10 protein-coding genes are annotated in these 14,233 nt (G+C 66.9%); 6 read left to right on the top strand and 4 right to left on the bottom strand.

From position 1 onward, the window contains the following. Nucleotides 1-14: 14 nt before the first annotated feature. The 5 genes from CG716_RS19015 to CG716_RS19035 are packed head-to-tail and all read left to right on the top strand — an operon-like array spanning nucleotide 15 to nucleotide 4,878. Complete coding sequence (locus tag CG716_RS19015) at nucleotides 15-1,958, top strand: ArnT family glycosyltransferase (protein WP_420093206.1); 1,944 nt, start codon at nucleotides 15-17, stop codon at nucleotides 1,956-1,958. 11 nt (nucleotides 1,959-1,969) lie between these two features. Further along, nucleotides 1,970-2,737 carry an SCO6745 family protein gene (locus CG716_RS19020; protein WP_094482436.1) on the top strand — a complete coding sequence of 256 codons (768 nt, stop codon included), beginning with the start codon at nucleotides 1,970-1,972 and terminating at the stop codon, nucleotides 2,735-2,737. Nucleotides 2,738-2,750: 13 nt separating this feature from the next. Continuing rightward, entirely contained in the window at nucleotides 2,751-3,143 is a 393-nt protein-coding gene (locus tag CG716_RS19025) for a hypothetical protein (RefSeq protein ID WP_094482593.1), read from the top strand. After that, entirely contained in the window at nucleotides 3,140-3,580 is a 441-nt protein-coding gene (locus tag CG716_RS19030) for an RDD family protein (RefSeq protein WP_094482438.1), read from the top strand. Before CG716_RS19025 ends, CG716_RS19030 begins: the two co-directional genes overlap by 4 nt. A gap of 29 nt (nucleotides 3,581-3,609) precedes the next feature. Beyond that, entirely contained in the window at nucleotides 3,610-4,878 is a 1,269-nt protein-coding gene (locus CG716_RS19035; protein WP_094482440.1) for a serine/threonine-protein kinase, read from the top strand. A 31-nt stretch (nucleotides 4,879-4,909) separates the two neighbouring features. Here the strand turns inward: CG716_RS19035 and CG716_RS19040 are convergent, their stop codons facing one another. After that, on the bottom strand, nucleotides 4,910-5,296 hold the full coding sequence (locus CG716_RS19040) for a hypothetical protein (protein ID WP_094482442.1): 387 nt from the start codon (nucleotides 5,294-5,296) through the stop codon (nucleotides 4,910-4,912). A 260-nt stretch (nucleotides 5,297-5,556) separates the two neighbouring features. Between CG716_RS19040 and CG716_RS19045 the strand changes: the two genes are divergently transcribed. Continuing rightward, nucleotides 5,557-5,955, top strand: coding sequence for a hypothetical protein (locus tag CG716_RS19045; RefSeq protein WP_094482444.1), 399 nt, complete (start codon nucleotides 5,557-5,559; stop codon nucleotides 5,953-5,955). A 19-nt stretch (nucleotides 5,956-5,974) separates the two neighbouring features. On the opposite strand, the gene CG716_RS19050 is transcribed toward CG716_RS19045, so the two are convergent. The 3 genes from CG716_RS19050 to CG716_RS19060 all read right to left on the bottom strand — a co-directional run bounded on the left by CG716_RS19050 (nucleotide 5,975) and on the right by CG716_RS19060 (nucleotide 14,161). Next, on the bottom strand, nucleotides 5,975-7,474 hold the full coding sequence (locus CG716_RS19050) for an APC family permease (RefSeq protein WP_094482446.1): 1,500 nt from the start codon (nucleotides 7,472-7,474) through the stop codon (nucleotides 5,975-5,977). Between the two features lie 202 nt (nucleotides 7,475-7,676). Beyond that, entirely contained in the window at nucleotides 7,677-10,883 is a 3,207-nt protein-coding gene (locus CG716_RS19055) for an arabinosyltransferase domain-containing protein (RefSeq protein WP_094482448.1), read from the bottom strand. Further along, nucleotides 10,880-14,161, bottom strand: a complete 3,282-nt coding sequence (locus CG716_RS19060; protein ID WP_094482450.1) for an arabinosyltransferase domain-containing protein — start codon at nucleotides 14,159-14,161, stop codon at nucleotides 10,880-10,882. Before CG716_RS19060 ends, CG716_RS19055 begins: the two co-directional genes overlap by 4 nt. Nucleotides 14,162-14,233: the final 72 nt, after the last annotated feature.

Consider the following 14,233-nt stretch of genomic DNA (forward strand, 5'->3'; position numbering starts at 1 on the left):
GTCCGGCTGTCGTAATGGGAGCTATGACCGCAACTCTTGACGTGCCCGGCAGCCTGCCCATCGATGCGGATACCGCTGCATCCGAAGGGCGATTCGGGCTATCCAACACGGCGTGGCGACGGATCGCGCTCGGCGCGCTGTTGGTGGCCACCGCCGTCACCTACCTGTGGAACATCACCATCAACGGGATGGGCAACGGGTTCTACGCCGGTGCGGCGCAGGCCGGTTCGAAGAACTGGGAAGCGCTGCTGTTCGGTTCGGTGGACTCGCAGAACTTCATCACGGTGGACAAACCTCCGGTGTCCCAATGGGTGATGGGGCTGTCCGGCCAGATCTTCGGGTTCAGCAGCGCCAGCATGCTGATTCCCGAGGCGTTGATGGCTGTCGCCGCGGTCGCCCTGCTCTACGGCGCCGTGCGCCGCATCTCGGGTACTGGCGCGGCACTGCTGGCAGGCGCGGCCTTCGCGCTGACTCCGGTGGTGGCGTTGATGTTCCGCTACAACAACCCCGATGCGGTCATGGTCCTGCTGATGATGTGCGCTGTCTACTGCACCGTCCGGGCGGTCGAACGGGCCGGCGTCAAGTGGCTGATGCTGGCGGGTACGGCCTTGGGTTTCGCCTTCCTGGCCAAGATGCTCGAAGGCCTGATGGTCGCGCCCGCCATCGGGCTGGTCTACCTGCTCGTCGCACCGACGTCGGTGCGACGCAGGCTGGCGCACCTGGCCGCTTCTGTCGCCGCGTGCCTGCTGTCGGCGGGCTGGTTCGTCGCACTGACGCTCTTGTGGCCGGCCTCGTCTCGGCCGTATCTGGCCGGCTCGACGGACAACAACTTCATGAACCTGGTCATCGGCTACAACGGGTTGGCGCGGATCCTCGGGCGCAACAAGGCCGGCGGCTCCGGCCCCACTGTCCCGACCAATACCCACGGGCAGATCGGCATGTCGGCGGCGACCGACCAGCACGGCGGCGGCTTCGGCGGCTTCGGTGGTTTCGGCAGGCAGAACCCCGGTCTCACCAGGCTGTTCACCGGGGAGTTCGGCTTCGAGATGGGCTGGTTGCTACCCGCGGCACTCCTCGGACTGGTGTTCGTCTTGGTGGTGCGCGCTCGTGCGCCGCGTACCGACCTGATTCGCGGCGGCGCCGTGCTGTTCGGCGGATGGCTGCTGGTGGACGGCCTCGTCCTGAGCTACATGAAGGGCATGGTGCATCCTTACTACTGCCTGTCGGTGGTGCCCGCGGTGGCCGCACTGGCCGCGATCGGGGGACGCGAGATGTGGCGCCACCGCGACCGGCTGTTCGGTCGAATTGCCTTGGCCACAACGATTTTGGTGACCGGAGTGTGGAGCTGGTGGCTGCTGGACCGCAATGCGGACTGGATGCCGGCTCTGCGCTGGGTGGTTCTCGTGCTCGCTGTCGCGGCCGTGGCTCTGGTGCTGGCGCACAGCGCCACCCGCAAGCGGCTGGCGGTGGCCGGGCTGGCTCTCGGCATCCTGGCCGGGGGAATGGGCTCGGCAGCCTACGCATTCGCCACCATCGGCCAGTCCCATGCCGGCGGCAATGCTCAGGTCGGGCCCGCGCAGCCGGCTCGCAATGGTGCTGCGGGCCACGGCCAGCGCGGCGACGACGACAACGCCCAGCTCGACGCTCTGCTGGAGGGCACCGGCACCAAGTGGTCGGCGGCGGTCAACGGATCGTCTGCGGCGGCCAGTCTGGAGCTGGCCTCCAACACCGCGGTGATGGCGATCGGTGGATTCGGTGGAAGTGACCCGGTTCCCTCGCTCAGCCAGTTCCAGGCCGACGTCGCCAACCACGAGATCGGCTACTACATCGCACCCGGCAACCAGGGCGGTCCCGGTCGTGGAAACCAGCACGCGGACATCACCGCCTGGGTCAAGGCCAACTTCACGCCGAAAACCGTCGGCTCCGACACCGTGTACGACCTGACCACCAGTCCGTAAGCTCAGCCTCCATGAGCGATACCGACATCGACGCGGTCCGCAGTTCCGGGGCAGCCATCGGCGAGGCCATCAGTGTGTTCATGCTGAACCCGGACACGTTCGCCAAAAGCCTGGCCGCCGGATACCCGGACCCGTTCGCGGCGTACTTCGCAGGCCGAGGCGGTGTGCTCGGCGACGCGACCGGGACGACGGTCAGCGCCGTGTTCGCCGTTTTCGAACCCAACCTCACCCGGTCGTGTTGGGAGAAGGGTTGTGCGGTGCACGGGGCGTCGGAGAGCGCCGAGCTGTACTGGGACCAGCTGGCCGGCTTCGGCCGGACGTACCTCGCCGGCGCCGACGGCCTGGACCGGATCGCCGCGCTCGGGGAGAAGGTGATCGGGGAGGCGCCCGAGCCCGGTCTGCCGCTGTATGCGGGGTGGCGGGCCATGCCGCTGGCCGCCGATGCTCCCGCACGTGCCCTGCAGGTGATGTTCGTGCTGCGTGAACTGCGCGCCGCGGTGCACTTCAATGCCCTGACGATCTCGGGTCTGAGCCCGGTCGAGGCGCACATCCTCAACCACGGCACCGACTACGCGGCGTTCATGGGTTGGCAGCCGCCGTATGCCGACGCCAACGGCAAGGAAAGCCTCTACGCCGAGGTCGAGGACACCACCAACCGGCGGATGAGTCAGTTGTTCGGATCGGCCTTGACGGCCGCCGAGGCCGAGGAGCTCGCCGAACTGAGCGTCGCCGCATTGGCCTCGTTGAAGGCGAGTGCGCCGCCGCCCATCGGTGCCTGACTACGCTGCCCTCGTGTTCTGGGAACGACTGCCGCTGATCGGCGAGCCGCTGCGCGCCACCCGGATCGAAGCCACCCGGGTCGGCATCGCCGCGCTGACCAAGGTCGCCGAACTCGTCATCGAGCAGATCGACCTGACGTCGCTGGTCCGTGAAAGTGTCGACATCGACGCGATCGTGACCGACGTCGACATCGAGGCGATCATCGCGCGCATCGATCTGATCGGGCTGGCCGACCAGATCATCGACGGTGTGGATCTGGCATCGATCATCCGTGAATCCACCGGGACTGTTACCGCCGAGGTGATGACGGATGTCCGCACCCAGACCGCCCGTGCCGACGACGTGATCTCCGGCTTCGTGGACCGGATGCTGGGGCGAGACCCGGGAATCCAGGAACCCCAGTGACAAACGCCGGCATCGTGTCTCGAGGCCTGGCCGCCCTCGCCGACATGGTGATCGTCGTCGTCACGATGGGTGCGCTGTACATGGGACTGGCGTTGACAGCGTTGATCGTCAACCCGGCGTCGTTCCGATTTCCCGCGCCGAACCTGATCTTTTCGACCACAGTCACACTTGCGGTATCCGTGCTGTATCTGACCGGGTGCTGGACGCTGTCGGGCCGGACTGTCGGCAGCGTTCTGCTGGGCGTTCGGGTGGTGGATCGGCGTGCCAATTCCTTACGGATCGCCGCCTCGTTGCTACGGGCGCTGGCCTGCGTGCTGTTCCCGGTGGGACTGCTGTGGGTGGCTGTCGATCGGCAGCGGCGGTCGGTGCAGGACATCCTGCTGGGCAGCCGGGTGATTTACGACCGTCCGTCGGCGCCTGACGCTCCGGTTCGATAATCGAGACCTCAGCCCCTTAAGATGCCCCAATGCCGTTAGCTGACGGCCAGGTCGTCGCGGGTTACACCATTCTGCGGACCCTGGGAGCTGGAGGTATGGGCGAGGTGTACCTCGTCCAGCACCCCAGGCTGCCGCGGCATGACGCGCTCAAGGTGCTCGGGTCGGCGGTTAGCTCCGACGATGAGTACCGCGGCCGGTTCAACCTCGAGGCCGACATGGTGGCCACGTTGTCCAACCCGCACATCGTGACGATTTACGACCGCGGTGAGTTCGAAGACAAGCTGTGGATCGCAATGGAGTTCATCGACGGCACCGACGCCTCCCGGCTGCTCGCCGAGCGCTATCCCTACGGGATGCCACCCGACGAGGTCGTGCGCATCATCAGCGGGGTCGCCGACGCGCTGGACTATGCCCACGGTCGCGGTCTGCTGCACCGCGACGTCAAGCCGGCGAACATCCTGCTGGGAGTTCCCGGTTCCGGGGACGAACGGGTCATGCTGGCCGACTTCGGTATCGCCCGCTGGATCGGCCAGGCGAGCGGGCTGACGGGCACCAATATGACGGTCGGCACCGTCGCCTACGCTGCCCCCGAGCAGCTCATGGGCGACGATATCGACGGCCAGGCCGACCAGTACGCGCTGGCGGCTACCGCCTATCACCTGTTGACCGGAATGCCGCCGTTCACGCATACCAATCCCGCGATCGTCATCAGCCAGCATCTGGGTTCCGAGCCGCCGGCCATCGGCGCGAAGCGCCCCGAATTAGCTTGCCTGAGCCCGGTTTTCGCCAAGGCACTGGCCAAGGATGCCAAGAAACGCTACCCGCGCTGTGCCGACTTCGCACGAGCGTTGGCGCGCGGCCTCGGGACGGCCGAGCGGGAATCCAGTGCGTCTGAGGTGACCAGCCAGGCGCTTGCGGTCCGCGCGGGCGCCGGTGCGGGTCGTCGTGCCCGCCATGCCAAACCGGAGGCCTCGTCATCGCGGCGCCGGCTTCTGATCCCGGCGATCGTTGGTGCCGCGGTCATTCTCGCTGGCGCTGCCGCCGGACTTGCGTTGTTGTTCGGTCGCCACGATGTGCACAACACCGCGACGGCCCAGACGCCGCTCACGGCGTCACCGCCACCGGCGGTCTCGAGTCGGATGGATCTGCCGGTCGTGGTGATCGGCGCGAACTGTGCTGTGCTGGGCGCGGCGGCGGTCAGCGAGAAGGGTGCGCCTGCTTATTGCACGCACGCCGTCCCCGGTGGCGGGGCCATCGTGTGGTCGCTGCAGCCAGAGAAGCTGCGAAGCGGCTCATAGACGACCACCGCCACGCCCGAGCAACGCTGAATTACAGCGGAATCCACTGGTTCAGGAACCAGAAGCCCCAGCCCATGCCGTTACCGGCCGGGACCGGCTGCACCCACTGACCGTTCCAGTTGAACGGCTGGTGGTCCTGGCGGCCCTGGTCGATGCCGCGGTTGTGCCAGTCGACCGGCCCGTTGTTCCAGTTGCCGGGACCGTTACCGGGACCATTGCCGGGACCGTTGTTCCAGTTGTTGTGCCCGTCGCCCGGGCCGTTGTTCCACCCGTTGTTGGGCCCCTGGCACCCTTGGGGCCCCGGGCCGCCACACTGGCCAGGATCGGCACTCGCGGTGCCGATACCCAGCCCGAACAGTCCGGCGGCGCCGATACCGGCCACCGCAGTCGAGGCAAGCACCACACGTTTAAGCTTCATCGTCGTCTCCGTTTCGTAGCTCCCATAGACCCGCAGTGCGGGTTTTCGTTCCGATGACGACGCTATGGAGCCAGCATTTGTGACAGCTGTGACTCGGGTGGGCGCAGCCTGGGGGAGTGGTAACGTAACGAAAACGGTTCAGTATCAGGCATTTTGCGCAATCTACAGGCGTTGCGGGGTTTATTGACAGCCGACTATAAGCTCCGTTGTCGTTGTGGCACATCGCTTTTCCGCGCGTCAATAAACTAAACATGTGAGTTGTGAACTCACGCAATCTTTTGCTCTTCGCTTCGACGTCCGCGGTGGTCGTGATGGTCGCGGTGGCATGTGGCTCCAAGGGCACGACGGCACCCACGACCGTCACCGTCACGTCGACGCCGACCAGCAGCACCACCACGACGACGACGGCTCACCATCAGAACAACTCCGGTTCAGGGGGCGGCCAGTATCAGCCGCAACAGACTGTCATCGAGACCCAGGCGCCTCAGACTGTCGTTCAGACCCAGGATCCGCAGACGGTCACCAACACTGAAACCGCAACGCAAACCGAGACCTCCGTTGCCACCTCGGTGGAGACCTCAGTCCAGACCGCCACCCAGACCGTGACCGTTGCACCGACTCGGCAGTTCGGACCGAACAACGGGTTCGGCAACCACTAGGGTCGCTCGAAGCCAACGGCTAACTACGCTCCCTCGGCAGGGTCTGGCCACGAAAGAAGCCCGGGGCCTTGAGGTTCCAGATTGCCATCAATACCACCCCGACGACCAGACCGAATACGCCGATGATGAACGCGGTGCCGATACCCAGGATCGATCCACCCGAGCCGGTCGTGGGGTCGGCCATCAGGTAGGCCTCGACGATGCCGACCGGGATCAGCACCAGCGCACCGATGCCGGGCAGGATGACCTGTCCCATCGCTGTGCGCCAGGACCGAAATGCGGTGCGCCAGAAGTACACCACCGACGACACCGCCACCACGGAGTAGTACAGCATGATCGAGATACCCACGCTGTAAACCGAGTCCGCGACAACGCTGTCGCTGATCACGTCCAGCGTGCAATAGATCGCCAGGCTGGTCAGGCCGATGACCCAGGTCGCGAACTTGGGGGTCGCACTCACTTCGCTCACCGACCCGAACCGACCCGGCAGCGCCCGGTAGGTCGCCATCGAGAGTAAGCCGCGCGCTGTCGGCATGACGGTGGACATTGTCGCCGAGAAGGCCGATACCCCCACGACCAGTGCGGCGATCATCGCCCCGCGGGTGCCGATCGACTGACTGGCGAGCGTGGTGAACACGTCGTCGATGTTGGCCGCGTTCGTCAGGCTGGTCGGGCTGTTCGGGTCGATGCCCGCATACGCCAATGCCGCCACGCTGAAGATCACGTAGGTGGCAACGGTGATCAGGATCGCGGTGACCCCGCTGCGGCCCGCCTGCGCCGATGTCCCCGTGGTCTCCTCGGACATGGCCAGGGACGCGTCGAAGCCCCAGAAGATGAAGATGGCCACCAGGAATCCGCCGAGCAGGCCGCTGAAGTCGTGGATTGCGAACGGGTTGAACCACTCCCACGAGAACGAGTGTGCGTCCGGGCCTTCGTGGCCGCGGAAGACGGCAACCAGCATGATCACCGCGAACAAGGCCAGGCCCCCGTACTGGAGGATCGTCAGGATCAATGTGGCGCGGGAGGATTCCTCCGCGCCTCGCGCGACCAGCCACGTGGTCAGCAGGATGAACACCGTCGCCACGATCAGGTGGAACCAGACCGGCGCGGTGTCCATGCCGAGCCAGACGGCGGCGGCGTTGGTCAGGATTCCGGCCGCCCCCACCCCGGCCAGGATGCTCGACAGCATCAGCGCGAAACCGCCCATCCAGCCGATGTGCGGCGCGATCGCCTTCGATCCCCAGGTGAACACGGTTCCGGCATCCGGGGCGGCGTCGGTGAGGTGCTTGTATGCCAGCGCCACGAAGTACATCGGGATCACCGCGAGGATGAAGACGATCGGCAGTTGGTAGCCCGACTCCTCGGCGCCGTGGCCGAGTGCGCCGGTCAATGAATAGGCGGGCGCGGTTGCGGCCAGACCGATCGCGACGGCTCCGACCAGGGATACCGACCCCTTCTTGAGCCCCTTGGATCGCAGGCCGTGCATCAACGGATCGATGGCTGCTGCATCCTCAGGCATGTGCGGATTCTGTCACCGGCCTGGCTTGGATGTGCGATCTAGCCGGTTTTGTTACTCAGCGCTGCTGGGCTCCTTTGGCAGCAGCGCGCCGCGAGTGGCCGGTACCGGTACGGTCCGAGCCTGAATTCCGTTGTGGTGCTGCAGTTTTACTCGTTCTACGAGTGGACGGCTTGGTCGTCGTCGCGATGTCGGGCTACTGCACTCAGGGCTTGATCCGGATCTGGCCGGGCTTCCACAGCCCGCCGCGCGTGGCCGTGCCCAGGTCGATCTGCGCGGGCTGGGCGTCGACGATTGTCTCGAGCCGGCGGAGCGAGCCCCAGTCGCGGCCCCAGTCATGCGACAAGTAGGTGGCCATCACGTGAGCGCGCAGCAACAGGTCGGTGATGCCGAGCAGGCCGCCGTTGCGACCGTCCTGCCAGGTGTCGGTGTCCTGCTTTTTGGCGGTGTAGTCCGGGGTGATCCGGAACTTGGGCACCTCGGTGACGCCGTTGGCGTGCAGCATCGGCTGCTGGCACGGGAAGGCCAGGCCTACCGCCCAGTCCATCAACACCGGCTGGGTGGACCCGACAAACTCTTGTACCGACCGCAATTCGGGCACTCGAGGCGGTGTCACGGCCAGCCAGTCGCCCGGTGTCAGCGAGCGGTCGGCAGCGACAATCCGCACGGTGGTGGCGTCCGCGGGGATCTCGGAGCGGGCGAACCGCAGGTTCCGCCACGACGGGGCGGGGCCTAGGTCGTAGGGGCTCACCCGGCCGGCGGGCACCGGGGTGCCGTCGGGCCCCGGCTTGCCGTATTCCAGTTCCACCGTCTGGCCGTCGGTGAAGCCGTTGAGCACGCTGCGCCCGGCGATGGTGCCCGCGGCCGTCACGACGACCAGCGGATGACCGCTGTCATTGGGGGGCAGCCGATACCACGCCGAGGTCAGGGTGGCGTCCTGTTGTGGGCCGACGAGGTAGCTGCCGGCCAATGGCACCCGTGACGGGTCGAGGCCGTAGGGCAGCGGCACCGTCGATCCGTTGATGCCGGGGGTGTCGAGCTTGATCGGCTGATCCCAGTCGTAATCGGTTCCCGGCTGCGGGTTCGTCATCCGAATCGCCTCGGCGACAATGTGTTCGGGTACCCCGCTCGGGGCGAAGCCGACGGGGTTGGTGCCGCCGAGCGGCCCCAGCGGTCCGTAGTCGCCGGGCAGCGGGGTCAGGAACCCGGCGTTGGCGTCCGGCTCGACCAGCACGTCGTCGGCCAGCCCGCAGCTTCCGGAGAACGATCGCAGATTGGCCCAGGCGTTCGAGTACGTCGGGTACTGGCGCACCACGCCGGCGGCCATCGAGCCGATGAACACCAGCACCATGAAGCCGGCGGCCAGCGGGATCGGCGCTGCGGTGACAGCCCGTGCGATGCGGCCCTCACCGTGGTCGCGGGTGTTGAAGTGCAACCAGACGGTGTAGATCGCCGAGATCGCGAACAGCGCGAAGAAGATTGTGCTGACTGTGATTCCGCCGATGCGCGGCATCGCGTTGTTGAACGGCACGCCGTAGCTCGACACGTACCACCAGCCGTTGGTGGTGGCGAAGCACAGGGCGAGCAGGAAGAACACCGCGGTGACGACGGTCATCCGGTTGCGCGACCAGCGCAGCACCTTCGGCGAGGCCAGCACGGTGGCCAAAGCGGCCATGGCCGCGCCCACCGCGGCGAACAGCCCGAAGTGGTGCACCCACTTGGTGGGCGTGAACATCAGGAAGAACACCGTCGCGAAGATGACACCCATCAGTCGCCACGCCGGCCCCCGCGCCACACCCGGAACGCGCTTGCGGCGCAACATGATGAACATCGAGATGAACAGCGACAGCGCGGTGATCAGGAAGCCGAACCGCCGCGACAGCGAGCCGTCCACGGTCGGCAGAATCAGGTAGTAGTAGCGCAGGTTCTCGGTGTACCAGGCTTGGCTGGGTCCGATCTCGGTGCGAATCCTGGTTGCCTCGAACACCGTTGCCAGTGTCTGGTCGGCGAAGACGACGGTCAGGATGATCGTGCCGGCGGCCAGCAGCGGTAGCACCAGCGGCCAGGTGCCGACGATTGCCCGCCTGCGTACCAGGATCCGCAGGATCGGACGGCCACCGGCGATCAGCGCGGCGACCGCGATCAGCCCAGTGGGCTGAATGCCGAGGGTGAATGCGGCGCTGACGATGGCCAGAGCGGCCGGCGTCAGGCGGCCCGAGATCACGGCGCGCTCGATGAGCACGTAGGTGATCAGCGCACCGGTGGCGATCTGGCCCTCGGGACGCAGGCCGTTGTTGAACGGCATCCAGGCAGCCATCAGCACCAGCCCGGCCGCCCACAGGGCGGGCCTGCTGGCGATCACGGCGGGTCCCAACCGGGGCAGCACCTCACGGGACAGCAGCAGCCAGCAGACCAGCGCACAGATCAAGTCCGGCAACCGCATCCAGATGCTGGCGTCGCTGACATGGGTCATCAGGGCCAGCAGGTTGTAGAACCAGCCGAACGGGTCTTCGGGGCTGCCGAACCAGCGGAAGTAGTTCGACATGTAGCCGGCATGGTCGGCCACGCGGGCCATCTGCAGGATGTAGCCGTCGTCGGAGGAGTTCGCGCCGATCACGTGCCACACCAGGAAACCGGCCACCACGGTCACGTCGACGGCGGTGAACGTCCGCCAGCGCTGTGGGATCCAGGCGTGCATGCGGCGCCCGTCGAGGCGATCCAGCCGCCACAGCGCCAGCAGCGCGATTACCGTGGCGGCCATCGCGAGCAGCATCGCGGCCAGCTTCAAAGCTGTTGGTGTGGTGGAGAACCGGGTGTCGATGGTCGCCGAGAAGCTCAGTCCGGGCGGTGCCGGGCCGGTCAGGTCGGTGAACACGCCGACGATCGCGGGTCGCAGGTTGGGATCGGCGAAACCGCTGCGCATTTCCTTGCCGGTCGTGGGGTCGGTGAGCCCGACGAAGGTGGCGAACGTCCCGTCGGTGTTCGAGGTGATCTCGATGCGCGAGCAGCCGGCGATTCTGGCGCGCGGCACGCTGGCGACCACGACATTGCGGTCGGTGATGTCGACGCGTTCGGCGGTCACGTTGACGAACAGCGAATTGAGTGCCGCCTCTTTGCCTTTCTGCGGCGCGAGCCCGAGCACCAGGCCGCCCTTGGCGGGCATCGAGCGGATCAGCTCGCAGGGCACGGTCGCGGTGAGCGACACCGGCGCCTGTGAGATCAACGGTGAGGTCACATTGCTCAGCTGACCGGCCTGGGGCCAGTTCAGCGTCGCGGTGGTCTGCTCGACGGGCAGCAACGGTGTGAGCACCGACAGTATAAAGCCCACCAGCCCGGCGATCATGGCCACCCAGCGGGTGATCCGAACGTCCTTGGCGGCGTCGCGGGCGTTGGCGGCGAGTGTTTGTGTCATGGCAGTGCCCTGATGGGTCCGCTACGGCTCCAACCGAAGACCGTCTTCGTGCCTTGCTCTATCACGGCGTCGGGAGCCTGCGCCGGGGGCACGAGACGGATGTAGCGCTCGATCGCGCCCCAGTCGCGGTACCAGTCGCCACGCAGGTAGGTTGGGACGGTCGAGGTGGTGAGCAGGCCCTGAATGAACAGGAACGGCCCACCTGCGCGGGCTGAAAGCCACATGTTGCTCGACACCACCACCTGCTTGAGGTTGGGCAGGATCCGGTACTCAGGGACCTCGGCGACGCCGAGGTGTTCCGAGAACGGCCGCTGGCACGGGAAATTCGCTGCGGTGGCGATGTCCATCATCACCGGGGTCTTCGAGCCGAGGAACTGCTGAGCAGTCTCCAGCACGGGCACTCGCGGCGGGGTGAAGCCGAACCACTGATCGTTACTCAGGTTCGGGTCGTCGGCGACGATACGCGCGACGTTGGCCTCCGGCGGCGCCCACGCCATGGGGAAGCGCAAGTTGCGCCATGCCTTTTGGGCGATCACGTCAATGGGTTGCACCGAGTTGAGAGCCTGGAAGCTGCCGTCCGGGCGCCGCACACCCCACTGCAGTTTGAGTGATTGTCCATAGTTGAACTGGCCCTCTTCGTCGTAGAACCAGATCGCGCCCGCGGCCGCGACGGTGACAAGTGGCCGGTCCGGGCTCCGTGGGGGCAGCTGGTACCACGCCGAAGTCGCCTTGGCCGCAACGGTGTTCTCGTTGTAGCTGCCCATCACCGGTGTGGTCTTGGGATCCAGCCCGAACGGCAGGAACACCCGAGAGCCGTTGACGCCCTCCGGACCGTAGCCGCCGCCGGTGCCCGCCGCGAAGGCGATGCCCGCGTTGGGCTTGTTGGGTGAGCCATCGGAGTTCACGGTGCCGGGGTTGGCGACGAACGGCTCGGCCGGTTCGAGGGTGTCACTGATTCCGTTGGGGGTGAAGCCAATCGGATTCTCCCCGCCGAGCGGTCCGTACTGACCCCAGTTCTGTCCCGGAACCGGTTGCAACATACCGGCATTGGTGTCTGGCTCGACCAGGACCGCGTCGGCCATCGCACAGCTTGTCGGCGACAGGCCGGACGTGAGAGCGGACAGGTTGGCCGCGGCGGTGGTGTAGACGGGGTAGCGCTGCGCGAAGGCCTTGGTCATCGAACCCACCTCGAGCAGCACCATGATGAGCGCGACCACCAACAAGGGGGTCGACGCCAGTGCCCGGTTGCGGCCGGTGTTCTTGACCTCGGTGTGGCCGCTGTAGTCCATCCGGAAATGCAGCCATGCGGCGAGCAGGCCGGTGATGATCGCCAGAGCGAGGAACATCGTCGTCACCGGCTGATGGGCGATCACGGGCTGACGGTCGAACCACGGCACCCCGTAGCTGCCCACGTAGAACCAGCCGTTGGTGCCCGAGGTCGCCCACGCCAGGACGAACAGCAGCGCGGTGACGTACAGCGCCAGGTTGCGTCGGCTGTGCAGACCCACCCGGGCGAAGGCGAATGCGGTGACCCCGCCGAGTGCGCCGGCCAGTCCCGCGAACGCACCGAACTGCACGGCCCACTTGGTGGGGGTGAACGTCAACAGCAGCAGGCCGATCGCGGTGCTGCCGATCAGTCGCCACAGCGGGCCGTTGGCGACACCGGGGACACGGCCGCGGCGCAGCAGCACGGTGAGCATGCCGAACAGGCACAGCAGCATCACCAGGACGGCGAAGCGGCGGGTCAGCGAGCTTTCCACATTGTCTTCGACGGTCAGGAAGTAGTACCGCAGGAAGTCCTGGTACCAGGCGATCGTCGGCCCGACGACGTATTTGATGCGGGCGGATTCGGCGACCGCGGCCAGGGTCTGGTCACGGAAGACGACGACAAAGATGACCGACAGCGAGGCGGCCAGCGCGGCCAGCGGCGCCAGCAGGCCGTCATCCGCACGGCGGGCCTTGATCGCCCGGGCGACCGCGCGCGCACCCACCAGCAGCGGGGCGATCGCGATCAGGCCCTGCGGGGCGAGCGTCACGCTGAACACCGCGACGACGATCGCGACGGCGGCAGGAGCCAAGCGCCGGGTGGCGATCGCGTTCTCCACCAGGATCCATGCGGCCAGCACCCCGAAGGCGATCAGCGGTTCGGGGCGCAGCCCGTTGTTGAACGGCAACCAGGCCGCCAGGAACACCGCACCGGTGGTCCACACCGCAACCCGGTTGAGCGCCAAGCGTCTTCCCAACCGCGGCAGGACCCAGCGGCTCAGGATCAGCCAGGTGCCGATGCCGGCGGCGGTGGCGGGCAGCCGCATCCACACCCCGGCCGTGCTGATCGCCGCGAGGTGGGCGAGCACCGACTGGTACCAGTCGAAGGGTGCCTCGGTGGCGCCGAAGAACCGGTAGTAATTAGCGCTGTAGCCGGCCGAAGCGGATACCCGCGCGATGGTGAGGTTGTAGCCGTCGTCGGATGAGATGGCGCCGATGACATGCCAGAGCAGTAGTCCGCCGATCACCCCGATATCGGCGAGCCAGGTGCTGACCCCGACGCGCAGAAAACGTCGCCATGCCCCGGGTTGCCTCGCTCCTGCCCGCCGGCCGGAGAAGCGGTCGAGCACTGCCAGCGCGATGATCGAGGCCACCACGCAGGCGATGCCGAGCGCCATCACCGCGATCTTCAGCGCGCTGGGGTGGGTCACGAACCTGGTGTCGATGTCGATGCGGGCCGACAGGCCCGGCTGGCTGGCCACCTTCAGATCGGTGAAGATCCCGTCGATTGCCGGCTTCTTCTCGGGGGCCAGCGTGCCGGTGGCTCCCGGGATACCGACGAAGTCGGCCCCGACTCCACCGGGCCCGGCCCAGATGTGCAGATTGCTGCATCCGCCGGCGGCGATGGCGGGACGAGGGGCGACAGCGGCCACGGTGTCGCGGAACGCGACGACGACGGTGGCGGCGTTGGCACGGACGAACAGCCCGTTGCGGCTGGCGTCGATTCCGGCAGAAGGAATGGTCGAGAAGACCAGACCGCCGTCGGCCGGCAGCGTTGCGATGGCCCGACAGGGAATGGACACGTCAAGTGCCTGGGGGGCGCCGGAGACCAGCGGCGCGGTGATGTCACTGACCATGCCGTCCGGGCCGGGCGCTTGCGGCCACTGGATGGTCGCCGTGGTCTGGGTAACCGGCAGCAAGGGCGCCACGCCGCACAGCAGTACGCCGAGAATTCCTGCGATGACGGCGACGAGTCGGGCGATCCGGGGGGAGTCGGCTCTCTCGCTTGGCACGAGGCTCGATGTTAGGCGACGAAGTTGTGTCAGTTCCGAAGGCCTGCGGACGCCTCAGCGATTTGGGACGGG

Source organism: Mycolicibacterium sphagni, assembly GCF_002250655.1.
GTDB lineage: Bacteria > Actinomycetota > Actinomycetes > Mycobacteriales > Mycobacteriaceae > Mycobacterium > Mycobacterium sphagni.

Bases quoted from the DNA above. Each gene is read 5' to 3' on its own strand.
- CG716_RS19040 (WP_094482442.1), bottom strand. From the start codon at position 5,296: ATGAAGCTTAAACGTGTGGTGCTTGCCTCGACTGCGGTGGCCGGTATC.
- CG716_RS19050 (WP_094482446.1), bottom strand. From the start codon at position 7,474: ATGCCTGAGGATGCAGCAGCCATCGATCCGTTGATGCACGGCCTGCGA.
- CG716_RS19020 (WP_094482436.1), top strand. From the start codon at position 1,970: ATGAGCGATACCGACATCGACGCGGTCCGCAGTTCCGGGGCAGCCATC.
- CG716_RS19035 (WP_094482440.1), top strand. From the start codon at position 3,610: ATGCCGTTAGCTGACGGCCAGGTCGTCGCGGGTTACACCATTCTGCGG.
- CG716_RS19015 (WP_420093206.1), top strand. From the start codon at position 15: ATGGGAGCTATGACCGCAACTCTTGACGTGCCCGGCAGCCTGCCCATC.
- CG716_RS19055 (WP_094482448.1), bottom strand. From the start codon at position 10,883: ATGACACAAACACTCGCCGCCAACGCCCGCGACGCCGCCAAGGACGTT.